This window comes from Cytobacillus sp. T106 (assembly GCF_040492155.1).
Taxonomy (GTDB): Bacteria; Bacillota; Bacilli; order Bacillales; family Cytobacillaceae; genus Bacillus_AB; species Bacillus_AB infantis.
This window is the reverse complement of sequence record NZ_JBEUMK010000001.1, coordinates 545,402-570,214: the sequence shown is the minus strand read 5'-3', so window position 1 is coordinate 570,214 and position 24,813 is coordinate 545,402. Positions and strand designations below refer to the sequence as shown.

The following is a 24,813-nucleotide window of genomic DNA, read 5'->3' as shown; positions in this document are numbered from 1 at the left end:
CTTTCTTTTTCCTTCCCTTCTGCCCCCTGCTATACTAAAAGTGTTTAGCTGCACGAAATAAGAAGGAGGCAATTATGGACACAAAGTTATTTTCTTCATACACAGTGAAAGACGTCACACTAAAAAACCGCATCGTCATGGCGCCGATGTGCATGTATTCCAGCCATAATGAAGATGGAAAAGTAGAAAACTGGCATTTGACCCATTATACAAGCAGAGCTGTTGGACAGGTTGGCCTGATCATTGTGGAAGCGACCGCTGTAACTGCGCAGGGCCGCATTTCACCACAGGATCTGGGGATCTGGAGCGATGATCATATCGAGGGGCTGCAGCAGCTGACAGGCATGATGAAGGAGCATGGCACCCGTGCCGGCATCCAGCTTGCGCATGCAGGCAGAAAAGCGGTTATTGAGGGCGAAATCATTGCTCCATCTGCCGTGGCTTTCAATGAAAAAATGAAAAAGCCTAAAGAGATGACAAAAGAAGAGATTAAAGAAACGATCGAAGCCTTTAAGGAAGGCGCTGTCCGTGCTAAAAAAGCAGGCTTCGAGGTTATAGAAATCCATGCTGCCCACGGCTATCTGATCAATGAGTTTCTATCCCCGCTTTCCAATCTGCGGGAGGATGAATACGGCGGGATCGCAGAAAACCGCTACCGCTTCCTGAGGGAAGTCATCGACAGCATCCAGTCTGTTTGGGACGGACCTCTCTTTGTAAGGGTATCAGCGAGCGATTATAACGAAAACGGACTTGATGTTGAGGATTATGTCACGTTCGGGCGCTGGATGAAAGAGCAGGGCATCGACCTGATCGATGTAAGCTCCGGAGCACTGGTGCCGGCCCGCATTCACGCTTATCCAGGCTACCAGGTCAAATTCGCTGAAACCATCAAGAATGAGGCAGACATCCCGACAGGCGCCGTCGGCCTGATTACATCCGGACTGCAGGCTGAAGAGATCCTGCAAAACGACAGAGCAGACCTTATCTTCATCGCACGTGAGCTGCTCCGCGATCCATACTTCCCAAAAACCGCAGCCAAACAGCTCGGCACCGAAATCGAACCCCCGAAACAATATGATAGAGGGTGGTAAGAAAAGCGGAGGGCGCTTGCCCAGCCCCGACTAGCATAAGACGAGCAGGACGGAAGGTTGTTCTTTAACCTTCTGGCCTGATTGGCTTATGACTCGAGGGGCTAGCGCCCGGAGCTGGACAATAAGAAAAGCGGAGGCGACTGTTCAACTAAGGAACACAGACTAAAAACGCCACGTCCTGTGGCAACGTCTGCATGACCCACATCCTGTGGGCCTCAAGCATAAGACGCTTTGGAATTGAAGGTGTTCTTTACCTTCGGTTCCAAAGTGGCTTATGACTCGAGCACCTAGGAGCCGGAGCTGGACAATAAGAAAAGCGGAGGGCGCTTGCCCAGCCCCGACTAGCATAAGAAGAGCAGGACGGAAGGTTGTTCTTTAACCTTCTGGCCTGATTGGCTTATGACTCGAGGGGCTAGCGCCCGGAGCTGGACACTAAGAAAAGCGGAGGCGACTGTTCAACTAAGGAACGCAGACTAAAAACGCCACGTCCTGTGGCAACGTCTGCATGACCCACATCCTGTGGGCCTCAAGCATAAGACGCTTTGGAATTGAAGGTGTTCTTTACCTTCGGTTCCAAAGTGGCTTATGACTCGAGCACCTAGGAGCCGGAGCTGGACACTAAGAAAAGCGGAAGCGGCTTGCCCAGAGCCGACAAGCATAAGACGCGGCAGAATAAAAGGCGTTCTTTGCCTTTAATTCTGCCGTGGCTTATGACTCGAGGCTCTAGCCGATGGAGCGGGACAATAAGAAAAGCGGAGGGCGCTTGCCCTCCTCGAGATACAAAAAGAGCGTGCAGCCACATAAGGCTGCACGCTCTTCTTTCATTCTTCCTTCCAAATCCGCTCCAGAACATGTCCCTCACCACTGATGGCAATCCTGAAAACATCAGGATTGGACATTTTCATCAGCACATCAAAGCCGCTCTGTTCGTCGAAATATCTGAGCAGGAGCGTGCTCAGATTTCCATGGCTGGCAAGCACGATATGCTTCTCCGGGCGCTGGAGGGCTTCTTTTAAGACGGATGCAGCCCTTGCCATCCCCTCTTCCTGGGTTTCTCCGTCTTCAAAGCGCAGTCTGAAATCATCAAAGCTCTGCATAAGCTTAGTCTGCCAGTCATCAAAATAGAGAGAACTCAAAATCCTTTCCCCTAGCCGCGGGTCAGCAGAAACATCAAGCCCTTTAGACTCAGCAAGAGGCCTGACCGTCTCCAGGGCCCTGATGAAAGGGCTGGAATAGATAAAATCAACAGGCTTATCCTCAAAAAAACCGGCAAGCTTCACCGCCTGCTTTCTTCCCTCTCCAGTCAGCCGGGATTCAAACGGCTGGCCTTCGGCTTTGGCATGGCGAACGATATATAGTGTCTTCAAGCTTTCGCCCCCTTACTTATTCACCGGGATATGGAATTCCTTAAAATCCTCTGCTATATCGGCATCTGGAAACACTGTGCGCGCTTCATCGGTGAGCATTGCCCAGTCTGCTCTTTCGTAGCGTGCACTGATATGTGTGAGGCATAATTTCTTTGCGTTAGCCTGTTTGGCTATTTCCGCAGCCTGAACGGTTGTAGAATGGTAATAGTCGCGTGCCATGGTTTCTTCGCCCGCCTGGAAGGTCGCTTCATGGACAAGCAGATCAGCATCTCTGGCAAGTTCTAGGGCGGTTGCGCACATCCTTGTATCACCAAGGATCGTGATGACCCTCCCTTTAATATCCGGACCGAGAAAATCTGCCGGATTCAAAACAGTGCCGTCCGCCAGCACAGCAGGAATCCCATTTTTGATATCCCTGTAAATCGGACCCGGCATGACTCCCGCTTCCTTCAGCTTATCAGCCTGGAGAGTGCCCGGTTTGTCTTTTTCGATGATCCTGTAGCCAAGAGAAGGGATTCCATGGTCAAGAAGCATTGCCTCCACTTTAAAATCTTCATCTTCGAAAATAACGCCCTCTATTGCCTCAATGATCTTCAGCGGATATTTTAAGCAGGTCCCGCTCACCGAAAGGCTGATTTCAATATAATCCTTCAGCCCCTTTGGCCCATAAACCTCCACCTCTGTCTCGCCTCCCTGGAAGGAGCGGCTTGAGAGAAGTCCGGGAAGGCCGTATATGTGGTCGCCATGCATATGGGTTATAAAAATCTTTTCGATCCTCCTGGGCTTCAGTGATGTATGCAGGATTTGATGCTGGGTAGCCTCGCCGCAGTCAAACAGCCAGACTGTGCCCCGCTCTTCCAGAAGCTTCAATGCCATTGAGGTAACATTTCTAAGCTTTGCCGGTATTCCTGCCCCCGTTCCTAAAAATAATAAATCCACCCATGCCCCCCCCTTTACCTGGTAAATATGTTCACTTGCCATTAAATCGAGTTTTTATAATCAACACTATATCATAAATGCCGGCAGAAAGGTCCTCCCCGACTTCATCCCCATAAAAAACGGATAGTTTCCCGCCCTATTGCGGAAACTAATCAGGCAGCAGCCAAAGGCAGCGCTTTCGCAGGAAGAAGGCGCATATTATTTGCGATTTCATTGGATAAGCTATAAAATTTTATACTTGTATGGGTGTTCTTTTAATGGAAGACTTTTTATAGCCTTTGTTTGTGTCAGGGGCTTCATCCGGGTTGGACCCGATCCAGTGAGCGTGCCGGCATAAAAAGAGCTTTTTTAAAGATAAATCCCGCTGCAGGCCTACAGCATAAGAACTTACATATATTGAAATTTTGTTGAAGAGAGGTTTATGTACCGTGAAACAGAACGAAAAACCAACAGGATTAATCATGATTTTCGGAGCTACCGGCGACCTTGCCAATCGTAAACTGTTCCCTTCCCTCTACAGGCTTTTTGAAAAGGGAAATCTTTCAGAGCGTTTTGCTGTCGTCGGAGTTGCAAGAAGACCGCTTTCCAACGAGGAATTTCAGGAAAATGTAAAAAATTCCGTTCAGTCTGCGATAAAGGACAGCACCAGGCTGGATGAGTTTGCATCCCATTTTTACTATCACTCACATGATGTGACAGATTCAAGCTCATATCTAGCTTTAAAGTCAATGGCTGAAGATCTTGATAATACCTATGGCCTCGAAGGCAACCGTATTTTCTATCTGGCCATGGCACCGGAATTTTTCGGCACCATTGCGGTTCATTTGAAGCAGGATGGCCTGACCGAAACCAATGGATTCAAGCGCCTTGTCATAGAAAAGCCGTTCGGCCATGACCTCGAGTCTGCAAAAGAACTGAACAGCCAGATCAGGCATGCTTTTTCCGAAGATGAAATTTACCGTATTGATCACTACCTTGGTAAACAAATGGTCCAGAATATTGAGGTAATCCGTTTTGCCAATGCACTGTTTGAGCCGCTCTGGAACAACCGCCATATTTCCAATATCCAGGTGACATCAAGCGAGGTCCTTGGGGTAGAAGAACGCGGGCGCTATTACGAAAAGAGCGGGGCCTTAAGAGATATGGTTCAGAATCATATGCTGCAAATGGTGGCACTGCTTGCGATGGAGCCGCCGATCCGTTTGACGACCGATGAGATCCGCTCAGAGAAAGTAAAGGTCCTGCGTGCGATGCGTCCGCTTGAGGGCGATATGGTTCACGAACACTTTGTGCGGGGACAGTATGGCAAAGGCATGCTTGACGGCGAACAAGTGCCGGGATACCGTGAAGAACCAATGGTTGACAGCGAGTCCAATACCGAAACTTTTGTGGCCGGAAGATTGACTATCGACAACTTCCGCTGGGCCGGGGTCCCAATCTATATCAGGACAGGAAAGAGGATGGCCGTAAAGTCAACGAAGATTGTCATCCAATTCAAGGATATTCCGATGAACCTGTACTATGAAACAGGGCAGACAGTCAATCCGAATCTGCTGATCATCCACATCCAGCCTGATGAAGGGATCACACTTCACCTTAATGCCAAAAAGTCAGGAAACCAGCTTGAAGCGAATCAAGTCAAGCTGAACTTCTCGAATAAAAGCGGCAGCGGCATAAACACGCCGGAAGCCTATGAGAAGCTGCTGTATGACTGCATGAGAGGCGATGCCACAAACTTTACCCACTGGGACGAAGTGGCATTATCCTGGAGCTTCGTGGATAAAATTTCCGAAGTATGGGAAAACCATAAAGCGGAAAACTTCCCTAACTATGAAGCCGGGACAATGGGACCTGAAGAAGCAGACCAGCTGCTTGCAAAAGAAGGATTCTCCTGGTGGCCTGTGGCAGACTTAGACGTTGATAATTGCTAATACAAAAAATCCCTTCGGCTACCCGGAGGGATTTTTATCATTCAAAAAGCCGCCTCGATTGGCGGCTTTTTGAATGCATGTATTAAATCCAGTTCGTATGAAACGTGCCTTCTTTGTCCGTACGCTGATACGTATGGGCCCCGAAATAATCGCGCTGTGCCTGAAGCAGATTGGCCGGAAGGGTTTCCGTCCGGTAGCTGTCATAATAAGAAAGCGCGGCTGAGAAGCATGGAACCGGTATTCCGTTCTGTACAGCAGAGCTGATGATCTCCCGCAGGGCTGCCTGGTAGCTTTCGGCGATTTCCTTGAAATATGGATCAAGCAGAAGATTTTTAAGACCCGGTTCCCTGTCATAAGCTTCTTTAATTTTCTGCAGGAACTGGGCGCGGATGATGCAGCCTCCGCGGAAAATCATGGCGATATCCCCGTATTTCAAATCCCAGCTGTATTCATCCGATGCAGCCCGCATCTGGGCAAACCCCTGTGCATAGGAACAGATTTTGCTCATATATAAAGCTTTGCGGACAGACTCAATGAATGCCTCCCTGTCTCCTTCAAAGCTCTTCGCTTCAGGTCCTTTCAAAAGCCTGCTCGCGTGGACGCGCTCCTCTTTCATGGCCGAAAGGAAGCGTGCAAAGACGGACTCAGTGATAATCGGAAGCGGGACACCTAAATCAAGGGCACTTTGGCTTGTCCATTTCCCTGTGCCCTTTTGGCCGGCTGTATCGAGGATCACATCCACGAGCGGCTTGCCTGTTTCCTCATCCTTTTTAGTAAAAATATCTGCTGTAATTTCAATCAGATAGCTGTCGAGTTCGCCCTTATTCCAGTCTGCAAAGACGGTGTGCAGCTCTTCTGCCGACAAGCCGAGTACATTTTTAAGAAGGAAATAAGATTCGGAGATCAGCTGCATGTCTCCATACTCGATCCCATTATGGACCATTTTGACATAATGTCCTGCCCCATCCGGGCCTATGTACGTTGTACAAGGCTCGCCATTCACTTTTGCAGAAATATCCTTAAAGATTGGTGCGACAAGGTCATAGGCTTCCTTTTGCCCGCCAGGCATGATGGACGGCCCTTTCAGTGCGCCCTCTTCTCCCCCGGACACCCCGGTTCCGATAAAATGGATGCCAAGCTCGCTCAGCTCTTTATTCCTCCGCTGTGTATCGGCGAAAAAAGTATTTCCGCCATCTATCAGGATATCGCCCTTTTCAAGATGAGGCTTAAGCTGCTCAATCGTTGCGTCCGTTGGGCCGCCCGCTTTGACCATCAGCATAATTTTCCGCGGCTTTTCAAGGGAATTGACAAACTCTTCAATCGAGTAAGTTCCGGTAATATTCTTCCCTTCGGATTCTTTAAGCATTTCTTCCGTTTTTTCAGAAGATCTATTGTAGACAGAAACAGCATACCCCCTGCTTTCAATGTTCCAGGCAAGGTTTTTTCCCATAACGGCAAGGCCGATAACTCCTATTTCCTGTTTAGTCATATCATTCTCCCTTTCTGCTTCTGAAGCTGGTATCTACACCCGGCAAGCCACGCCATCGAAAGGCTGCTGCCAATAATAATGTCTCAAAACGGCAAAAGGAATGCAACTAATCAAACTTGGGCTTTCCCTTCTTAGTTTGACGTTCCATTCCTTTTATAAACATTATTCATGATCTTTTTGAGCCGGATGCTGGATTTGGCGTTTTCCCGCACCGTGGAGGAAATCCTTATTGAAGCTGGTATCTGTCCCAATTACAGGTTTGTCCGCCTCATCGCCCCCAGCTCCGGCAAGGTCGATGATTTTATCCCCGAATTTGGTCCGCAGATCGGCCAGGGTTTTGAAAAGCGGCTCTTTCCTGGCCTCTTTTTCATAAGAAAATAAATCAAGCTGGCGTACAGCCTGGTCCTGCTCCACGAGTTCCTGAGCCGTAACCCCGAGGAGGCGGACGGGATCTCCATTCCAGTGCCTAATGAACAGCTTCCGGCTGAAAGCAGCCAGATCTTCCTTTAAGCTGACAGGGTTATCCAGCTTCCTGCTCCTTGTAATTGTCTTTCTGTCTTTATAGCGGATGGTGATGCCCAGGGCTGACGCATATACCTTCTTTTTTTTCAGGCGGACAGCTACCTTTTCCGACAGCATATCAAGCACCTTAAAGAGCTCCTGCTGATTGGACACATCCCTTGGGAGCGTAGTAGAATTGCCCACACTCTTAAATTCAGCTGCAGACTCCGGGTCTACGGGCCTGCGGTCGATCCCGTTCGCCCTCTCTTTCAGTCGCGGCCCGTTGATGCCAAGCAACCCTTTCAGCTGAAGATCATTAGCTTCGGCGAGGCTGCCAATCGTCTCAATCTGGAGGGTGCGAAGCTTCTCGGCTGTCTTTTTGCCGACTCCATGCATTTCCTCCACAGGCATCGGCCAAAGGATATTTCCTATATCGCGTTTCCGCAGCACGGTGATGCCCATCGGTTTCTTCATATCTGAAGCCATTTTAGCAAGAAATTTATTGGGGGCCACCCCTATGCTGCAGGGCAGATCAAGCTGATCAAGTATCTGCTTCTGGATGCTCCCGGCAATTTCAAGCGGCGCTCCATACTCATAGCTATCTGTAATATCGACATACCCTTCATCGATGGAGACAGGCTCAACAAGCCCGGAATATTGGCCGAGTATATTGAACATTCCCATAGAGGCAGCGCGGTACCGTTCAAAATTCGGTGTCATTACGATCAGCTGCGGGCACAGCTTTTTGGCCTCCCATAAGGGCATTGTTGTCCTGACGCCGAACTTTCTTGCTTCATAGCTGCATGTGACGATTATTCCCCTTCGCTCTTCTGCATTTCCGGCAATCGCCAGCGGCTTCCCTTTCAGCTCAGGATTATAGGCCATTTCGACTGAAGCGTAGAAGCTGTTCATATCAACGTGCAAAATGACCCGCCCGTTCTTTGGATATAATTCTCTCATGCCTCTGCACTTCCCTGACTTAATGATAGCTATATTTTATCAAAATTCCGCATCCAAGGCTAAGAAAGCAAAAGAGCCTGCAGCAGCAGGCCCTTCTAAAATGCGCAAGCGCCCTGGCCATCCTTAAGGAACGAGGGGACATCAGGCGCAGCTGCTAGACAGTAATCAAAGTCGCAAAAGATATATACTTACTTTGATAAAAAAGTTAGACAGCCTCTTCTTTCCTATCTTTCATAAACTCTTTGATTTCGCGGATTCCTTCAAGCGCTTGTACGAGCCTGAGAGGATCGATGATTGTGATAAGCCGGCTTCCTAAGGCTGCAACTCCGCTGAAGTAGGTGGTTTTCTGATAAGCAGCAAGTCCAAGTTCTTTGACAGCTTCTTTTGGCATATCAATAATTTCCTTAGCCTCGGCTACCGAAGCCCCAAGGGAAAGCTCTTCTGTCTGCAGCACAATCATTCTGGCTGCATCAGAGTCTGCCTGGCTGCGGTCATAGAGAATATGCTCAAAATCAATGACAGGAATCAGTTCTCCCCTTACCTTTGAAATTCCCTTCACATATGCAGGGAGATGAGGTATCGGTGTGATATCCTCAGCCTTTTCGATTGAAATGACATATTCAATCGGGATCGCATATTCTTCTTTGCCTACCTGAAACACAATCATTTTTTTATTTTCATCCATTGCTTTTGTCCCTCCGTCCGCTAAAAGTCCCTGGCGGCTATGTATATCTATTACAAATATACCATATTTCTTACTGATCCGGGAATTAACTATGTAAAATGTACCTTCTGTTAAGAAGAAAAAACGGGAGGAGCCGCTGGCCCTCCCGCTGATCATTATTCGTTGCCGGATACTTCATTGATGATTGCTACAACCATTTCTCCAAGCTTGTTCAGCTCTTCAACCGGCATGCGTTCATTGGTTGTATGGATTTCCTCATAGCCTACAGCCAGGTTGACTGTCGGGATGCCGAAGCCGGCAATCACATTCGCGTCACTGCCTCCGCCGCTATGGAGAAGCTCACTGCTGCGGCCGATTTTGGCTGCAGCTTTCTTTGCTACTTCCACCACATGATCCCCTTCTCCATATTTGAAGCCTGGGTACATAACCTGGATTTCAACATCGGCTTTGCCGCCCATTTCTTCTGCTGCGCTTTCAAATGCTTCCTTCATCTTGGCTGCCTGCGCTTCCATCTTTTCGCCAATAAGGGAACGGGCTTCTGCCAGGATGTCGACACGGTCGCAAACAATATTTGTCTGCTGACCGCCTTCAAATCTGCCGATATTGGCAGTCGTTTCCTCATCAATGCGTCCAAGCGGCATGCGGGCCACTGCTTTTGCTGCGATGGTGATGGCAGAAACGCCTTTCTCAGGTGCCACACCGGCATGAGCAGTTTTGCCTTGGATGACAGCTTTCACCTTGGCCTGTGTCGGAGCTGCTACAATAATATTCCCAACCTTGCCGTCGCTGTCGAGCGCATAGCCAAACTTGGCCTTTACAAGGGAACGGTCAAGCGCCTTCGCTCCGACCAGCCCTGATTCTTCGCCGGCTGTGATGATGAACTGGATGGTACCATGCTCAATATTCTGCTCTTTAAGAACCCTGACGACCTCAAGCATAACTGCAAGGCCTGCTTTATCGTCTGCACCAAGGATGGTAGTTCCGTCAGTCACCACATAGCCGTCCTTAATTGATGGCTTGATGCCCTTCCCGGGAACAACAGTATCCATATGGGAAGTAAAATAAATGGTATCAACGCCCTCTTTTGTGCCTTCAAGCGTGCAAATCAGATTTCCGGCACCATGGCCTGTTTCAGCAGTTGTATCGTCCTCAAAAACATCGACTCCAAGATCAGTGAATTTCTTTTTCAGGACTTTGGCGATTTCTGCTTCATGCTTTGTTTCGGAATCTACCTGGACAAGCTCCAGGAATTCATTTAGTAAACGCTCCTGATTGATCATAATGTTAAAACCTCCAATATGTATGCGTACTAACCTAGTATACCGCTCACATCATTCAACAGCAACCGGAGAGCCTGCCTGGGGAGAGGACTGCAGACTGGTTCCATAAGAAAAAAGGAAGGGAGTATTCCCTTCCAATCAACAGCATTTATAAGGGGATATTCCCATGCTTTTTGGCCGGCCGCGACTCCTTTTTATTCCGGAGCATCTCAAGTGCCTGAATGAGTTTAATTCTCGTATCCCGTGGATCAATGACATCATCCACCATGCCGCGGCTGGCAGCCACATAAGGATTGGCGAACTTTTCGCGGTATTCTTCGATCTTCTGTTCCCTGACTGCTTCAGGATTGCTGCTGCCCTGGATTTCGCGCGCAAAAATGATATTGGCTGCTCCTTGAGGGCCCATGACCGCAATTTCAGCATTGGGCCAGGCAAACACAAGGTCAGCGCCGATGGATTTGCTGTTGAGGGCAACATAGGCGCCGCCATAGGCTTTCCGGAGGATCACGGTCAGCTTCGGAACAGTCGCCTCCGAATAGGCATAAAGGATCTTGGCCCCATGCCTGATGATCCCTCCGTGCTCCTGCTTGATGCCCGGGAAGAAACCGGTTACATCTTCAAAGGTAATGAGCGGAATGTTGAAGGAATCGCAGAAGCGGATAAATCTTGAAGCCTTATCGGAAGAATCAATATCAAGCCCGCCTGCCATTACCTTGGGCTGATTGCAGACAAGACCGACTGATTCGCCTTTGATCCTCGCCAGCCCGACAACAATATTCCTGGCAAAATCCTGCTGAACCTCCATGAACGATCCTTCATCCACAATCTGTTCCACTACTTTGCGGACATCATAAGGCCTCAGGCTGTCAAATGGGATGCAGTCAGTCAGATCAGGCCGGTAATCGTCCTCTTCATCTGCTGAAAGCCGCGGCGGCTTTTCCCCGCTGTTCTGGGGAAGGTAGCTGAGAAGCCTTCTTACCTGCTGGAGGACTTCCTCTTCTGTTCCGCCCATGAAGTGGGCATTGCCGCTTATTGAATTATGTACCTCTGCGCCGCCAAGGTCTTCTGAAGAAATCTTTTCGCCTGTGACGGTCTCAATCACTTTCGGGCCGGTAATGAACATTTGGCTCGTTTTTTCGACCATAAAGACAAAGTCTGTTATAGCTGGCGAATAAACGGCCCCGCCTGCACACGGGCCCATAATGACAGAAAGCTGCGGAATCACGCCGGAATAGATGCTGTTGCGGTAGAAAATGTGGCCATAGCCGTCAAGCGACACAACCCCTTCCTGGATCCTTGCCCCTCCTGAATCGTTCAGCCCGATGAAGGGAGCGCCGTTTTTGGCAGCAAGATCCATGACATTTGCGATTTTTTTTGCGTGCATCTCGCCAAGCGCGCCGCCAAATACGGTGAAGTCCTGGGAGAATAAGTAGACAGGCCGGCCGTTTACCTTTCCATAACCTGTAACAACCCCGTCTCCCGGCCCCTTTGCCCTGTCAAGGCCAAAGTCCGTCGATCTGTGCTCAATAAAGGGATTCAGCTCCACAAAGGTCCCTTCATCCAGCAGCAGGCCGATCCGCTCCCTTGCAGTAAGCTTCCCTTTCTCATGCTGCTTCTCTATCCGCTCATCTCCTCCGCCCAGTTCCACCTCCCGGCGCCGGTCGTACAGCTCATTGATTTTTTCATAGATGTCCGTCATGCTTCTTCCAGTCCTTTCTTCTCGCAGAATTCATAGAGTACGCTCCCGGATGACTTTGGATGGATAAACGCCACCTTCGCACCGCCCGCGCCTTTCTTGGCTTCATCATTAATCATTCTGATGCCTTTTTCTTTTATCTCTGCTATTCTTTCATTGATAGAGTCCACACCCAGTGCAATATGGTGGATGCCTTCTCCCCGCTTTTCGATGAATTTTGCTATTGGGCTGCCTTCTCCCAGCGGTTCGAGAAGCTCAAGCTTTGCATTTCCTGCAAGAAGGAATGCCACCCTGACCCGCTCAGATTCGACATCTTCCACACCAAGCAGCTCGAGGCCGAGCACATCTGTATAAAATGGAAGAGCACTGTCAAGCGAGCTGACAGCGATCCCAATATGATCCACTTTGTTAATCATTTATGAACCCCCCGCTTGCATAATACTCTTAATATTCGATAAAAATGTCGAAATTCCTTCAAATATTGAGCGGTTGTTCATTTTGAATTTTCTTAGTAGAATAGAGTAATAATAGATTAGAATGTCAGAAGGAGGGGCTCCTGCTTGTCTAATAAAAAATTCCGCAAGATCATCGTATATTTAATGATTTTTGCCATGCTCGCATCCACCCTTGCTGTTGGAGCAGCCATGTTTTTATAGAAACAAAAAAAGGATCGCCTTATGGCGGTCCTTTCTAACTATAGATAGATTCAATGAAATTTGAGCTTTACCATGATTTCTTTTGGTAATGAGAATGTTGATTTCCATTCCAGGCACTTCGCTTTCCGCGGGGCGGCGCTGCAATCACGCAGGAGTCTACGTGCCTTCCACTCCAATCGACAGATTTACAAATTTTTATGGCATTATGTGGCCTATTTAAGGGCATCCGATCCTTTAATACAACAACGAATTCAAAGAGGCCGTCTTAGGAAGCGGATCAGAAAGGTTTCTATTTGGCCCGCTTTTAAGCACGATCTTTTTTATTTGGAGATTTGCCTGCTGCTCTTATTTTAAGTATTTTACTGCTTATAAGGCCACACTGTATTTAGTTCACTGATAGCACCGTACTCTTTACCCAGCTCTTCAAAGCTTTGGCCGGTTGATACAACCAGCACTTTGGTCCCGATGGGGATGAGTTCGAACAGGGACTCGATTGCTTCATTCTGCATGCGGACACAGCCGGAGGAGACATATTTGCCGATGGATCCGGGCTCATTTGTCCCGTGTATCCCATATATCCGCCCGTCCGTCTCCTCAGCATCAAAGCCGATCCATCTCGTTCCGAGAGGATTTTCCGGAGAACCGCCAGGAATGTTTTTTCTTCTGTAATAAGGCTCCTTCGCCTTGACTGTGACAGTAAAGAGCCCCTCCGGCGTCAAATCAGCCGTCTTGCCGGTGGCAGCGCTTATGACCGTCTGGACCCTGTTTTCGTCAACAAGCGCAAGCTCATTTGTCTGTTTATTGATGATGACGAAAGGGTCTCCAGGCAGCGGATTGGGCCCGATCGGCCAGATAGGAGAAAATGAAAAAGAAAGCGCAAGGATTGAAAGCATTTTAAGCATCCATTTCACCAGCCTGTATCATTTTTGAATAGCTTCTGCCTGCATGCCCCCGATTATGCGCTTTTCTCTTTTTTCAATCCTTTAAAAGAGCTTTTAATGACCAAATATTGTTCCATTTCTTTAACAAAATGCAGGAGGGCCGCACGCGCTTCAAACTCCTCCCTTGTTCGTGGGAGGTCGCTCTCTTCGAAAGAAAGCTTCATCCGCAGCAGCTTTTCCAGATACACAATCGCTGTATTGCCGGGATGAATATTGTTTGACAGCTCTTCGATGAAATCAGCGACAATCTCTCCCTGCTCCACAGTAAGGCCGATCGATGTAACGGTCGGCAGCACCCTTTCAATGATTTCAAATTGCTTTTCCCTCATTTTAAAATAATGGTAGTAGGAGTTTTCATTGCGCAGGAAGTGATTTTCAACATCCCTGAAGGCAAGGGTCTTGGCTTCCGAGATCAGCCTCTCTGTACCGGTGATCTCCCTGCCGTCCCAGTCACTTTCATTGGTTCGGAGATAGGTGATGATTTCATCAAATATCCTTTTGAAGTTATCTTCAATCTGAAGCTGATATTTTTCAAGATTTTTGTCAAGGCTTGGCATATATAGATTCGCCAGCAGTGCCACTCCTATCCCGACAGTTATGATTCCAAGTTCATTCAAAAGCAGGCTGCCAGTAACCTCGCCCGCAGAATAAATATGCAGGGTGATTACACTGCTGGACACCACCCCTTCACTTGCCTTCAGCATCACAGCCGTGGGGATGAAGAATAACAGCAGCAGCCCGATCACAGCCGGATGATATGCAATGCCTTCAAAGAATACGGTGGAAAAGACCATAGAAAGCAGACAGGCCAGGAATCTGGCCCAGGAAGCTGTAAGCGACCTTTTTTTTGTCACTTGGATGCATAAAATCGTCAATATGCCTGCAGATACAAAGTTATTAAGCCCAAGCATTTGTGCAATGATAATGGAAACAGCTGTCCCGGCAGCAGTTTTAATCGTTCGGTATCCTATTCTGAATTTCATATCATGCACTCCTATACATAGCAGCCATTCAGCGGAAATGAATACCCCTGAAGGCTGTAAATAAACTTATGTAAAGCCTCACCGATATGCCGTGGGAAAAGCCGGCCAATTGAAAAAGAAGATGATCTGGGACCATCTTCTTCCTAATTATACGTTTTAAAGCACTTTTTGCAAGAAGTCTCTTGCCCTTGGACTTTTAGGACTCGAGAAAAATTCTTCCGGAGGAGAATCCTCTACAAGAACCCCTCCATCCAGAAAGAGGACCCGGTCTGCCACTTCCTTGGCAAAGCCCATTTCATGGGTCACGATCACCATGGTCATACCGCTGTGGGCAAGGGATTTCATGACGTCCAGCACTTCCTTGACCATTTCGGGATCCAGGGCAGATGTCGGCTCGTCAAACAGCATCATGTCCGGCTGCATAGCCAACGCCCTGGCAATGGCCACCCTCTGCTTTTGTCCCCCTGACAGGCGGTTCGGATATTCATTCGCCTTCTCTGAAAGGCCAACCTTCTGCAAAAGCCCGGTGCCGATTTTTTCAGCTTCCTGCTTGGAAACTCCTTTTACTTTCATCGGGGCATATGTGAGATTCTCCAGCGCTGTCATATGCGGGAACAGGTGGAAGTGCTGAAAAACCATGCCTACTTCCTGCCTCACCTTCATAATATCCGTTTTCCGGCCGGTTACTTCCTCTTTGCCGATGAATATCCTGCCATCCGTTGGCTGCTCAAGCAGATTCAGGCACCGCAGAAATGTAGATTTCCCGGAGCCGGAAGGGCCGATGACCGCCACCACTTCACCGTCCTGGACCGTTGTGCTGATCCCTTTCAGCACCTCCAGGCTGCCGAAATTTTTGTGCAGATTCTCTACCTTAATCACTTCGCCTCATCCTCCTTTCAACCGCTTTGCCGATGATCGTCAATGTGATGACCATTACATAATAAATCAGGCCCGCAATCAGAAGAGGCTCAAAGAAGGAATATTTCTCGGCGCCCACCTGATAGGAACGGCGCATAATATCCATGACTCCTATTGTTGTAACGATCGCTGATTCCTTCGTAAGTGTGATAAATTCATTCATGAGGGCTGGAAGGATGTTTTTCAGTGCTTGCGGGAGGATGATATCCCACATCATCCTTTTATAAGGAATCCCAAGGGCCATTGAAGCTTCCCGCTGCCCTTTGTCCACCGCCAGTATCCCGGCTCTGATCACCTCAGATATATAGGCTGCGGAATTGAGCCCGAAAGACAGCACTGCCGCTGCATACGGCTCTATCTGGAAGCCGAAGATCTGGGGAGAACCATAATAAATGAGCATCAATTGAAGCACCAGCGGCGTTCCTCTAAAGATGGAAGTATACGCATCCGCCAGCCAGCCAAGATACTTTAAAGAGCTTATCTTAAATAATGCAAGAATAATTCCGAGTGCAAAGCCAAGAAGGCCGGCAAGCAGCACAATTTGCAGGGTGACGCCAATCCCTTTTAATATATATGGCATTGATGGGATAAACTGAGCAAAATCCAAATTCATAACCTGTCTCATTCCTCTCTTTCTGAGGCGCATTCAATGGCAGCCTGCTTATCTTCGGCAGCTTGTCCATTCGGTTCGCTAGCCCGGACTGAAAGGCTGTCCATTCCAGCGGATGCAAAATGTCCAGCAGGAATTCCTGCTGAACATCAGCCACAAAATTACTCTTCTCCGCCAAACCATTTCAGTACTAATTCTTCAAGCTCGCCGCTGTCCTTCATTTCCTGAAGGGCTTTGTTGAAATCGTCTGTCAGCTCGCTGTCCTTCGGAAGGGCAATAGCAGATCCAAGCTCCTCTTCATCTTCAATGACAAATCCATTGAGATCTTCATTTGATTCAAAATAGCCTGTTGCTACTGTATCTTCAATGATGGCAGCATCAAAGCGGCCGGTCATCAGCTCCTGAACAATCTCAGGGATACGGTTGCGGTTTTCAACTTTGATATCGATTTCTTCAGCAATGTCGTTTGCTTTCCCTTCCTGGATGGATCCCAGCTGGACGCCGACTGTCTTGCCTTTTAGATCCTCAAGCTTTTCGATCCCGCTGTCCTTCTTTGTCACAATCATATGTCTCGCAGTGTAGTAGATATCTGTAAAGTCAATATTCTTTTTGCGTTCTTCAGTCGGAGACATTCCCGCCAATACAATATCTACCTGGCCGGATTTCAGCGCTTGAACGAGCCCGCTGAATTCAATATCCTCAACCTGAACTTTATAGCCAAGCTTTTCTGCCAATGCATTTGCAAGATCAACATCGAAACCGATAATATCATCGCCTTTTGCAGTATCGATGTACTCGAATGGCGGATAATCAGCCGAAGTACCCATAATCAGCACCTTTTCATCATCTGATCCTGAATCTCCCGCTTCACCGCCGCTTGAAGCCGGCTGTTCACTCGCCCCGCAGGCTGCCAGGATTCCAGCTGCCAATATACTTACCAAAAACAGCAACATACTCTTTTTCATTTTACTTTCCTCCTATAGTTTTTAGAAAATTAATTATTTTCATAATTAGTAGTATTTTATAGTGTTAGATCCTGTTATTTCAAGTAAAAACACTAAGTTAATACTTATTCACTACAATGAATTTTAACACATATTAATATTTATGCAATAATATAATTAAATATAAATATATATTTTAATTATATTATTACTATTTAATAAAAGTTTTATAGCTTTTTTCCGGAGAAATCAGGGTTTGCCGGTTTACTGAACGAAAAAAAAAACCCCTGCGTTCAGCAGGGGTTTTCTTGTATGATACTTAAACTTCTTCGCAATATTTATCAAAAGCATCCTGAAGCTTTTGGACTACTGCCATTGGTTCGTGCCCTTCAATTTCATGACGCTCCACCATTGTAATAATTTCTCCGTCTTTCATAAGTGCGAAAGATGGTGATGATGGAGGGAATCCGGTAAAATAAGACCGCGCCTTTTCTGTCGCTTCCTTGTCCTGCCCCGCAAAGACCGTCACAAGCTGGTCAGGGCGCTTATCATAATGCAGAGAGTGAGCTGCAGCAGGGCGTGCAATCCCGCCGGCACAGCCGCAGACAGAATTGACCATTACAAGCGTCGTGCCTTTCTGGGACAGCGCATGATCAACATCCTCCGGAGTGGTAAGCTCTGTATATCCGGCTGCCACAATTTCCTGGCGGGCCTGGCGAACGACATCGTTCATAAACAAATTAAAATCCATATTCATTCTTTATCGCCCCTCATATAAATAGTTAGACAGATATCTCTTCTAATAATAGCAACTTCATGCTGCTTTTTTCAATGCATTCAACTCAAAGAAGCCTGCTTAGGCCAAGTAACAATAAAATCCGCCCACTAAAATCCAATAAAATTCTAAAATAAAGTTTATTAGCCAGATATTGGGGAATGATAACAGTACAGCTAGATCCATACCCCTAAACTCCCTAGATATGGCCGGTGTTCCGTTGAACACCGGCCGCTTTTTTATTCTCTCGCCTCTTTAAAAAGAGCAAATAAATGCTCAACGGCAGAAGCAACCGTCCTTCCGCCGGAGATCACTTCATTTTCCATTTGCGGCAGCTCTTTTCTGACCTCTGGATGCTGGAAGAAGCTAAATTGAAGCTGATCCATGATCATGCTGTTTATCCATTCCTTCGACTGCTCCCCCCTTCTCTGGCTGAACACGCCGGAATGGGAGGCAGAGTCCTTAAAGCTTTTAATCTCTTCCCAAATTTCCAGGATGCCTTTGCCGGTCAGGGCAGAGCAGGAATGAGCTTTCGTTTCCCAGCCCTTTGTAGCCGGCTGAAGAAAATGGACAATGCGTGAATATTCTTCTCTTGTCTTCAGTGCCTGGGGTTCATTAGCACCGTCTGCTTTATTGACGATGATGGCATCTGCAATTTCCATAATGCCTTTTTTCATCCCCTGGAGTTCATCTCCGGCCCCGGTCAGGACAAGCAGCATAAAGAAATCGACCATTTCCCTGACAATGATTTCGCTTTGGCCAACCCCGACTGTTTCAACAATAATCACATCATAGCCTGCCGCCTCGCACAAAAGCATGGTCTCCCGGGTTTTCCGGTGCACGCCGCCAAGCTTGCCACCTGCAGCTGATGGCCTGATAAAGGCATTTGGATTTCTCGAGAGATTTTCCATCCGCGTTTTATCGCCAAGAATGCTTCCGCCGCTGATGCTTGAGCTCGGATCGACAGCCAGCACTGCCACTGAATGCCCTTGCCCGCAAAGAAGGCTCCCAAACGCCTCGATAAAGGTGCTCTTTCCTGCCCCGGGCACTCCAGTAATGCCGATTCTGATCGAATTGCCGGTGTGGGGAAGAACCTCCTGCAGCAATTCCTGAGCAGTTCTGAAATGGCGCTCTGCATTGCTCTCAACCAGCGTGATTGCTTTTGCCAGAAGGCTCCTGTTTCCTGAAAGGATCCCCTTCTTCAGCTCATCCGCCGACAGAGGGTCCGACTTCTTTTTTTGGAATTTCGGGCCCTTCTGTACAAAAGGCTGGGGAGCAGCCATCTCCTTCCCCTCACGAAGGGAAGTGGAGAAAAGGTCTGGCGGCCTGCCATCATGCCAGCTCGGCTTCTTGTCCTTCATTATTCAGCCACTTCCTCATAGCCAAGCTTTCTGTAAATCTCCTGCACGACTTTCTGGGCAGCGGCAGGAATGACCGTCCCAGGCCCAAAAATGGCGGATGCCCCGTTATCGTATAAATATTGATAATCCTGAGCTGGTATCACTCCCCCGATAATGACGAGTATATCCTCCCTGCCCAGCTTTTTTAGCTCTTCAACCAGCTGTGGAAGAAGTGTTTTATGGCCGGCTGCAAGCGAGCTCATGCCAATCACATGAACATCATTCTCCACTGCCTGAAGAGCTGTTTCAGCCGGAGTCTGGAAAAGCGGTCCGATATCCACATCAAAGCCCAAGTCTGCAAATGCCGTGGCAATTACCTTCGCTCCCCTGTCATGGCCATCCTGGCCCATCTTGGCAATAAGGATTCTCGGGCGCCTTCCTTCATTTTCAAGAAACCCGTCCGTAAGGCTCTTCACCTCGGCAATTTCTTCTTCATTGGTAAAAGCAGAACTGTACACGCCGCTGATAGAACGAATGACTGCTTTATGGCGCCTCGCTGACTTTTCGATAGCAAAAGAGATCTCCCCAAGAGTCGCTCTGGCCCTGGCAGCCTTCACGGCAAGATCTAAAAGGTTCCCTTCTCCTGTATCTGCAGCTTTCGCCAGGGCTTCAAGCGCCGCGGCAGCTTTTTCACTGTCCCTTGTGTTCTTCAGCTTTTCAAGCTTATCCAATTGCTTAAGCCTTACGGCTGTATTATCAATATCAAGTATGTCGATCGGGTCTTCTTTTTCAAGCCTGTATTTATTCACTCCGACAATGGTTTCTTTCCTGCTGTCAATCTGGGCCTGCCTCCTGGCAGCCGCTTCTTCAATCCTCATTTTCGGAAGACCGGTTTCAATAGCTTTGGCCATGCCTCCAAGGCTCTCAATCTCTTCAATATGCTGCCACGCCTTTTGGATCAGCTCATTGGTCAAAGATTCTACATAATAAGATCCTCCCCATGGGTCGATCACATCCGTGATGCCTGTCTCTTCCTGCAGGTAGAGCTGGGTATTGCGGGCAATCCTTGCGGAAAAATCAGTCGGGAGCGCGATGGCTTCATCCAGTGCGTTCGTATGAAGCGACTGGGTATGCCCCATCGCCGCAGCATGGGCTTCTATCAGCGTCCTTGTTACGTTATTGAATGGATCCTGCTCTGTGAGGCTCCACCCCGATGTTTGGGAATGCGTCCGCAAAGCCATGGATTTCGGATTTTGCGGATCGAAGGATTTCATCATTTTCGCCCAGATATACCTTGCCGCCCGCATTTTTGCCACTTCCATAAAATAGTTCATCCCAATTGCCCAAAAGAAGGAGAGCCGAGGGGCAAAAGAGTCAATGCCGATTCCGGCCTTCAGCCCGGTCCTGACATATTCAAGCCCGTCTGCAAGCGTATAGGCGAGCTCAATGTCTGCAGGTGCTCCCGCCTCCTGCATATGGTAGCCTGATATACTGATAGAGTTGAACTTTGGCATATACTGGGATGTATATTCAAAGATATCCGCAATGATCTTCATCGACATGTCAGGCGGATAGATATATGTATTGCGGACCATATATTCCTTAAGAATATCGTTCTGGATCGTGCCTGACAGTTTTTCCTGGCTCACACCCTGCTCCTCGGCCGTTACAATAAAGAATGCCATAACAGGCAGGACAGCACCGTTCATCGTCATCGACACAGACATCTGGTCAAGCGGAATCCCGTCAAACAGGGTCTTCATGTCAATGATTGAATCAATGGCCACCCCCGCTTTTCCTACATCCCCCACCACCCGCGGATGATCAGAATCATAGCCGCGGTGTGTAGCCAGGTCAAAAGCAACCGATAGTCCTTTTTGCCCCATGGCCAGGTTTCTGCGGTAAAACTGATTGCTTTCTTCTGCTGTTGAAAAGCCGGCATACTGGCGGACTGTCCATGGCCTGTTGACATACATGGTCGCATAGGGACCCCTTGTGTACGGAGGAAGGCCGGGCTTATCATCCAGATGGTCCAGTCCTTTAATATCCGATTCCGTATACAGCGGCTTGATCCCAATATGTTCATTGGTCTCGAACCGCAGGCTGCCGGCATCCCCTCCAGCCAGCCTGCCGGCCTCCTGCTTCCACTCATATTCCGCTTCCTTTTGGCTTGCGCCGAACAAACTGATGCTCTTGAAATCCGGTTTGTTAGCCATTCATTTTCACCTCTGTTTCTTCTAGCAGCTTTCCAAGAATTGAACAGACATTGCTCTTGGCAGTTATGAAGTCATGAATGCCAAGCTCCCTCCATTCTTCCGCCGGTGAATCGGGATGCCCCGCAAGGTAAACAACCGAATCCGGATACCTCTCCTTTAATTCTCTTAGCAGCTGTTTGCCAGCCGTCTCATACTGCTGATTGGTTCCGCAAATACAATAGCAGGTATAATCCCTTTCCAGGAGCGCTTCTGCATCAGGGAATCCACTGACACCCGGGCTGTGTTCAGCAGCAATTCCCCCGGCAGCGAAAAAACCGGCAGCAAAGTCGGTTCTTGTTTTATGCTCCTTTAATTCCCCGAGTGAAATCAGCCCCGCCTGCAATGGCCCGCCGCCGCGTCTCAATTCCTGGGCCTTTGTCCTGATATTCTCAAATGTGGCTGATAGCCTCTCCTGGTGAAGCGGCCTAATTGTCCAGCCGGAGTTAGCCCCCTCTTTAAGCCTGCCTCCCCTGTCAGGCAGCTTATCCTCAAGATTCGCATAAACATTTGTGCCAATTATACTTTTCTTCCTCGTCTCGGCATCATGCTTCTTTTTCTCCAGGATTTCTCTTGTCTGCTCCTGGATCCATCCTTTCTCCAGCGCATCAGCCATGCCGCCGAAGGATTCAATCTGAAGGAAGATATCCCACGCTTTTTCCGCCAGTTCATTTGTCAGGCTTTCAATATACCAGGATCCCCCTGAAGGGTCTGCCACCTTCAGAAGATGCGCCTCTTCTCTGAGAAGCAGCTGTATATTGCGGGCAAGCCGCTGCGAAAAAGATCCTGAACTCCCCAAAACTTCATCAAATGCTCTCACCTGCAGGTACTGGACTCCTCCAATCACCGCGGCAAAAGCTTCATTTCCTGACCGAAGCAGATTGACATAAGGATCAGCCATCGTTTTTGTGAAATACGATGTTTCTGCTGCAATGACCATTTTTTGCATGTCTTTTGGTGCTCCGAAGGCAGCTGCGATTTTCCCCCATATAATTCTGGCGGCTCTCAGCTTGGCAATCTCCATAAAGAAGTTTCCGCCTGACGCGAAGCTGAAAACCAATTTTGAAAGTATATCCTCCAGGGAAAGATGGCGGTCCAAAAGCCTGCTCACATGCTCTGTCGCTGCAGCGGCTGCAGCTGCCACTTCAAGCGCAGCATGGGCTCCCCCATTATGATAAGGGACAGCATCGGCAAGAATCGTCCTAAGCTTCGGCATCTCAGCCCCCGCTTTCTCCAATGTAACCGCCCAATCATCATAAAGCCCTTCCACCATTTGATCTCCTGGAAGACCCTCTGATGCAGCTTCAGCCAGCGGGTCCCTTCCTATATAACCGTGTATCTCCTTAGATTGCGGCAGGTTTTCCAGAACAGCAAGCATGCTGGATTGGCTGCACGCAGCATTGATGGCAAAAGGGTATTCTCTATGTGCTCCATCCAGTATTCCCGCAAAGCTTTCAAGGAAATGCTCTTCAACAGGAAGAACAATAGCATTCTGGCCATTCTCCAGCGCCCGCTTTAACTCCTGCTTCAGGTCCTCTGCAGTTTCTCCGGAAATCCTTTGGGCAATTTTCCAATCAGCTTTGCTGTAGCCGAGAGGTTCAATGCCCCGCCGGAAATCCTCCTGCCCCGGATATTGCGATTTTGGAGTAAGGGCTGATGTTTCTGCAGAATAAAGCGGTTTCAATTTTATGTTTTCATATGTAAGCCGGTCTAATGACTCTGCCGCCCATCCTTTTAAAGCGGATTCTGCTGCCCGCTTCCAATCTTCCATCGTTTTTTCGGGAAATGATATTTTCTCCATCTCTTGATAACTCATAGAACGCTGCTTGTGACAGCAGCTTCCCTCCTCCCAGGAACTGAAATTCATCAATATTCTAAATTATTTTTCTAATATTATTGTAGTATACAAGAGCTAAACTGGCAACGAAGGACAAAAGGACGTTCTCCCTTTTCAAATAAAGCCAAAAAACGCTGCAGCTTGATTAAACTGCAGCGCCTTTCGTTCTTCTTAATAGACAGATGTATTTTCTTTTGATGTGTTCTCAAGTATCTCTTTAACCCTCTGCAGAAACCGTCCGCACACAAGGCCATCAAGGACACGGTGGTCCAGCGACATACAAAGGTTGACCATATCCCGGACTGCGATCATGCCATTGTTCATGACGACCGGGCGCTTAACAATCGATTCAACCTGCAGGATTGCAGCCTGAGGATAGTTGATGATGCCCATTGACTGGACAGACCCAAATGAGCCGGTATTATTGACTGTGAATGTGCCGCCCTGCATTTCTGCTGAAGTCAGCTTGCCGCTCCGCACTTTGCCGGCAAGCTCTGCGATTTCACGGCCGATGCCTTTGATCGTTTTTTCATCAGCATGCTTGATTACTGGCACAAAAAGCGCATCGTCTGTTGCGACTGCAATGGAGATATTAATATCTTTTTTCTGGATGATCTTGTCCCCTGCCCACATTGAATTAATCTGCGGATATTCCTTAAGGGCCTGGGCTACTGCTTTGACAAAGAATGCAAAGAAAGTCAGGTTGAATCCTTCCTTTGTTTTGAATTCATTTTTGATGGAGTTGCGGTAGTCGACAAGATTCGTAACATCCACTTCCATCATTGTCCACGCATGCGGTGCTTCATGCTTGCTTCGGAGCATATTTGCGGCAATTGCCTTACGGACACCTGTTACCGGAATTTCTATATCACCAGGCATGACTGGAACATTTGGCGCAGCAGCTGGCTGCTTTGCTGCCGGCTCAGCTTGAACCTGAGTCTGTGCAGCAGGCTCTTGTGCCTTCTGTGAGGCTGCCGGCTCTTCCTGCCTTGCCTCAGCCTGAGGAATATCCCCTGAATCAATCAGCTTCTGGAGATCCTTCCTTGTAATGCGGCCTCCTGCACCTGTTCCGTTCACCAGGTTCAGGTCGATGCCGTGCTCTTGGGAGAGCTTTAGCACTGCAGGCGAATATCTTGCCTTGGATGGACTGCTTTCTTCCAGCATTGTTTCTGAAGATGCCGCCTTTTCTTCTGTCTTGAAATTCTCTTTTCCAGCTGCCTCGTCAGTATTCCCGCCTTCAACCTCAATCGTCAGGATCACTTCACCCACTGCAAGTGTGTCTCCCTCCCCGGCAATCAGTTCTTTTATTACACCGGTAAAAGAAGATGGGACTTCTGCATTCACTTTGTCTGTCATGACCTCAGCTAAAGGGTCGTATTTATTTACTGTATCGCCGACAGAAACAAGCCACTTGGAGATAGTGCCCTCTGTCACACTCTCACCAAGCTGCGGCATTTTTATTTGTTCAATAGCCAATTGGCATACCCTCCATTGCTATAGATATTTTATGGGCGGCGCTGCTAAGGCAGCGCCCTCCGCTTTTCTTCCTGTCCAGCTCCGGCTCCTAGGTGCTCGAGTCATAAGCCAATCAGGCCAGAAGGTTAAAGAACAACCTTCC

The 24,813-nt window shown here is 48.3% G+C and carries 21 protein-coding genes; 3 read left to right on the top strand and 18 right to left on the bottom strand.

Features of this window, described 5'->3' with window-relative positions; genetic code table 11:
* Nucleotides 1–74 precede the first annotated feature (74 nt).
* On the top strand, nucleotides 75–1,091 hold the full coding sequence (namA, locus tag ABU165_RS02810; protein ID WP_009794721.1) for an NADPH dehydrogenase NamA: 1,017 nt from the start codon (nucleotides 75–77) through the stop codon (nucleotides 1,089–1,091).
* An 821-nt stretch (nucleotides 1,092–1,912) separates the two neighbouring features.
* Here the strand turns inward: namA and ABU165_RS02805 are convergent.
* Together ABU165_RS02805 and rnz are read right to left on the bottom strand one after the other, a co-directional pair.
* The gene (locus ABU165_RS02805; protein ID WP_101550240.1) at nucleotides 1,913–2,458 is read right to left on the bottom strand and encodes a histidine phosphatase family protein; all 546 of its coding nucleotides are present in this window, start codon (nucleotides 2,456–2,458) and stop codon (nucleotides 1,913–1,915) included.
* A gap of 12 nt (nucleotides 2,459–2,470) precedes the next feature.
* Complete coding sequence (gene rnz, locus ABU165_RS02800) at nucleotides 2,471–3,397, bottom strand: ribonuclease Z (protein WP_318059519.1); 927 nt, start codon at nucleotides 3,395–3,397, stop codon at nucleotides 2,471–2,473.
* 428 nt (nucleotides 3,398–3,825) lie between these two features.
* Here rnz and zwf point away from each other — a divergent pair, with 428 nt between their 5' ends.
* Complete coding sequence (gene zwf, locus ABU165_RS02795; protein WP_224951471.1) at nucleotides 3,826–5,328, top strand: glucose-6-phosphate dehydrogenase; 1,503 nt, start codon at nucleotides 3,826–3,828, stop codon at nucleotides 5,326–5,328.
* Between the two features lie 82 nt (nucleotides 5,329–5,410).
* Here the strand turns inward: zwf and gndA are convergent, their stop codons facing one another.
* The 6 genes from gndA to mce form a co-directional block, all read right to left on the bottom strand.
* Nucleotides 5,411–6,817: an NADP-dependent phosphogluconate dehydrogenase gene (gene gndA, locus ABU165_RS02790; protein WP_224951473.1), complete on the bottom strand. Its 1,407-nt coding sequence runs from the start codon at nucleotides 6,815–6,817 to the stop codon at nucleotides 5,411–5,413.
* A 162-nt stretch (nucleotides 6,818–6,979) separates the two neighbouring features.
* Nucleotides 6,980–8,278 carry a DNA polymerase IV gene (locus tag ABU165_RS02785; RefSeq protein ID WP_148949115.1) on the bottom strand — a complete coding sequence of 433 codons (1,299 nt, stop codon included), beginning with the start codon at nucleotides 8,276–8,278 and terminating at the stop codon, nucleotides 6,980–6,982.
* Between the two features lie 205 nt (nucleotides 8,279–8,483).
* On the bottom strand, nucleotides 8,484–8,963 hold the full coding sequence (locus tag ABU165_RS02780; protein ID WP_035403057.1) for a chemotaxis protein CheW: 480 nt from the start codon (nucleotides 8,961–8,963) through the stop codon (nucleotides 8,484–8,486).
* Nucleotides 8,964–9,118: 155 nt separating this feature from the next.
* Entirely contained in the window at nucleotides 9,119–10,243 is a 1,125-nt protein-coding gene (locus ABU165_RS02775; protein ID WP_009794712.1) for a M20/M25/M40 family metallo-hydrolase, read from the bottom strand.
* 148 nt (nucleotides 10,244–10,391) lie between these two features.
* Nucleotides 10,392–11,942 (bottom strand): acyl-CoA carboxylase subunit beta, encoded by a 1,551-nt coding sequence (locus ABU165_RS02770; RefSeq protein WP_009794711.1) that lies wholly within the window; start codon nucleotides 11,940–11,942, stop codon nucleotides 10,392–10,394.
* Entirely contained in the window at nucleotides 11,939–12,355 is a 417-nt protein-coding gene (mce, locus tag ABU165_RS02765) for a methylmalonyl-CoA epimerase (RefSeq protein WP_022544170.1), read from the bottom strand. The genes ABU165_RS02770 and mce overlap by 4 nt, the downstream gene beginning before the upstream one ends.
* A gap of 144 nt (nucleotides 12,356–12,499) precedes the next feature.
* Between mce and prli42 the strand changes: the two genes are divergently transcribed.
* Entirely contained in the window at nucleotides 12,500–12,595 is a 96-nt protein-coding gene (gene prli42, locus ABU165_RS02760) for a stressosome-associated protein Prli42 (RefSeq protein WP_022544171.1), read from the top strand.
* Nucleotides 12,596–12,954: 359 nt separating this feature from the next.
* Here the strand turns inward: prli42 and ABU165_RS02755 are convergent, their stop codons facing one another.
* From ABU165_RS02755 to ABU165_RS02710, 10 genes are all read right to left on the bottom strand, one after another.
* Nucleotides 12,955–13,497, bottom strand: coding sequence for a L,D-transpeptidase (locus ABU165_RS02755; RefSeq protein WP_009794991.1), 543 nt, complete (start codon nucleotides 13,495–13,497; stop codon nucleotides 12,955–12,957).
* A 53-nt stretch (nucleotides 13,498–13,550) separates the two neighbouring features.
* Entirely contained in the window at nucleotides 13,551–14,519 is a 969-nt protein-coding gene (locus tag ABU165_RS02750; protein WP_318059520.1) for an aromatic acid exporter family protein, read from the bottom strand.
* 156 nt (nucleotides 14,520–14,675) lie between these two features.
* Complete coding sequence (locus ABU165_RS02745) at nucleotides 14,676–15,398, bottom strand: amino acid ABC transporter ATP-binding protein (RefSeq protein ID WP_009794988.1); 723 nt, start codon at nucleotides 15,396–15,398, stop codon at nucleotides 14,676–14,678.
* Complete coding sequence (locus ABU165_RS02740) at nucleotides 15,391–16,050, bottom strand: amino acid ABC transporter permease (RefSeq protein WP_101550589.1); 660 nt, start codon at nucleotides 16,048–16,050, stop codon at nucleotides 15,391–15,393. Before ABU165_RS02740 ends, ABU165_RS02745 begins: the two co-directional genes overlap by 8 nt.
* A gap of 158 nt (nucleotides 16,051–16,208) precedes the next feature.
* Nucleotides 16,209–17,012, bottom strand: coding sequence for a transporter substrate-binding domain-containing protein (locus tag ABU165_RS02735; RefSeq protein WP_022544173.1), 804 nt, complete (start codon nucleotides 17,010–17,012; stop codon nucleotides 16,209–16,211).
* Nucleotides 17,013–17,310: 298 nt separating this feature from the next.
* Nucleotides 17,311–17,748 carry a BrxA/BrxB family bacilliredoxin gene (locus tag ABU165_RS02730; protein ID WP_009794984.1) on the bottom strand — a complete coding sequence of 146 codons (438 nt, stop codon included), beginning with the start codon at nucleotides 17,746–17,748 and terminating at the stop codon, nucleotides 17,311–17,313.
* A gap of 257 nt (nucleotides 17,749–18,005) precedes the next feature.
* On the bottom strand, nucleotides 18,006–19,127 hold the full coding sequence (gene meaB / locus ABU165_RS02725) for a methylmalonyl Co-A mutase-associated GTPase MeaB (RefSeq protein ID WP_318059521.1): 1,122 nt from the start codon (nucleotides 19,125–19,127) through the stop codon (nucleotides 18,006–18,008).
* Nucleotides 19,127–21,322, bottom strand: a complete 2,196-nt coding sequence (gene scpA, locus ABU165_RS02720; RefSeq protein ID WP_009794982.1) for a methylmalonyl-CoA mutase — start codon at nucleotides 21,320–21,322, stop codon at nucleotides 19,127–19,129. The genes meaB and scpA overlap by 1 nt, the downstream gene beginning before the upstream one ends.
* Nucleotides 21,315–23,174 (bottom strand): methylmalonyl-CoA mutase family protein, encoded by a 1,860-nt coding sequence (locus ABU165_RS02715; RefSeq protein ID WP_318059522.1) that lies wholly within the window; start codon nucleotides 23,172–23,174, stop codon nucleotides 21,315–21,317. Before ABU165_RS02715 ends, scpA begins: the two co-directional genes overlap by 8 nt.
* A 192-nt stretch (nucleotides 23,175–23,366) precedes the next feature.
* Nucleotides 23,367–24,671 carry a dihydrolipoamide acetyltransferase family protein gene (locus ABU165_RS02710; RefSeq protein WP_148949109.1) on the bottom strand — a complete coding sequence of 435 codons (1,305 nt, stop codon included), beginning with the start codon at nucleotides 24,669–24,671 and terminating at the stop codon, nucleotides 23,367–23,369.
* Between the last annotated feature and the right edge of the window lie 142 nt (nucleotides 24,672–24,813).

Coding starts and splice junctions, on each gene's coding strand:
- ABU165_RS02750 (WP_318059520.1), bottom strand. CDS start 14,519: ATGAAATTCAGAATAGGATACCGAACGATTAAAACTGCTGCCGGGACA.
- ABU165_RS02715 (WP_318059522.1), bottom strand. CDS start 23,174: ATGAGTTATCAAGAGATGGAGAAAATATCATTTCCCGAAAAAACGATG.
- mce (WP_022544170.1), bottom strand. CDS start 12,355: ATGATTAACAAAGTGGATCATATTGGGATCGCTGTCAGCTCGCTTGAC.
- scpA (WP_009794982.1), bottom strand. CDS start 21,322: ATGGCTAACAAACCGGATTTCAAGAGCATCAGTTTGTTCGGCGCAAGC.
- ABU165_RS02770 (WP_009794711.1), bottom strand. CDS start 11,942: ATGACGGACATCTATGAAAAAATCAATGAGCTGTACGACCGGCGCCGG.
- ABU165_RS02740 (WP_101550589.1), bottom strand. CDS start 16,050: ATGAATTTGGATTTTGCTCAGTTTATCCCATCAATGCCATATATATTA.
- meaB (WP_318059521.1), bottom strand. CDS start 19,127: ATGAAGGACAAGAAGCCGAGCTGGCATGATGGCAGGCCGCCAGACCTT.
- ABU165_RS02785 (WP_148949115.1), bottom strand. CDS start 8,278: ATGAGAGAATTATATCCAAAGAACGGGCGGGTCATTTTGCACGTTGAT.
- ABU165_RS02755 (WP_009794991.1), bottom strand. CDS start 13,497: ATGCTTAAAATGCTTTCAATCCTTGCGCTTTCTTTTTCATTTTCTCCT.
- ABU165_RS02735 (WP_022544173.1), bottom strand. CDS start 17,012: ATGAAAAAGAGTATGTTGCTGTTTTTGGTAAGTATATTGGCAGCTGGA.
- ABU165_RS02730 (WP_009794984.1), bottom strand. CDS start 17,748: ATGAATATGGATTTTAATTTGTTTATGAACGATGTCGTTCGCCAGGCC.
- gndA (WP_224951473.1), bottom strand. CDS start 6,817: ATGACTAAACAGGAAATAGGAGTTATCGGCCTTGCCGTTATGGGAAAA.
- ABU165_RS02775 (WP_009794712.1), bottom strand. CDS start 10,243: ATGATCAATCAGGAGCGTTTACTAAATGAATTCCTGGAGCTTGTCCAG.
- namA (WP_009794721.1), top strand. CDS start 75: ATGGACACAAAGTTATTTTCTTCATACACAGTGAAAGACGTCACACTA.
- ABU165_RS02780 (WP_035403057.1), bottom strand. CDS start 8,963: ATGGATGAAAATAAAAAAATGATTGTGTTTCAGGTAGGCAAAGAAGAA.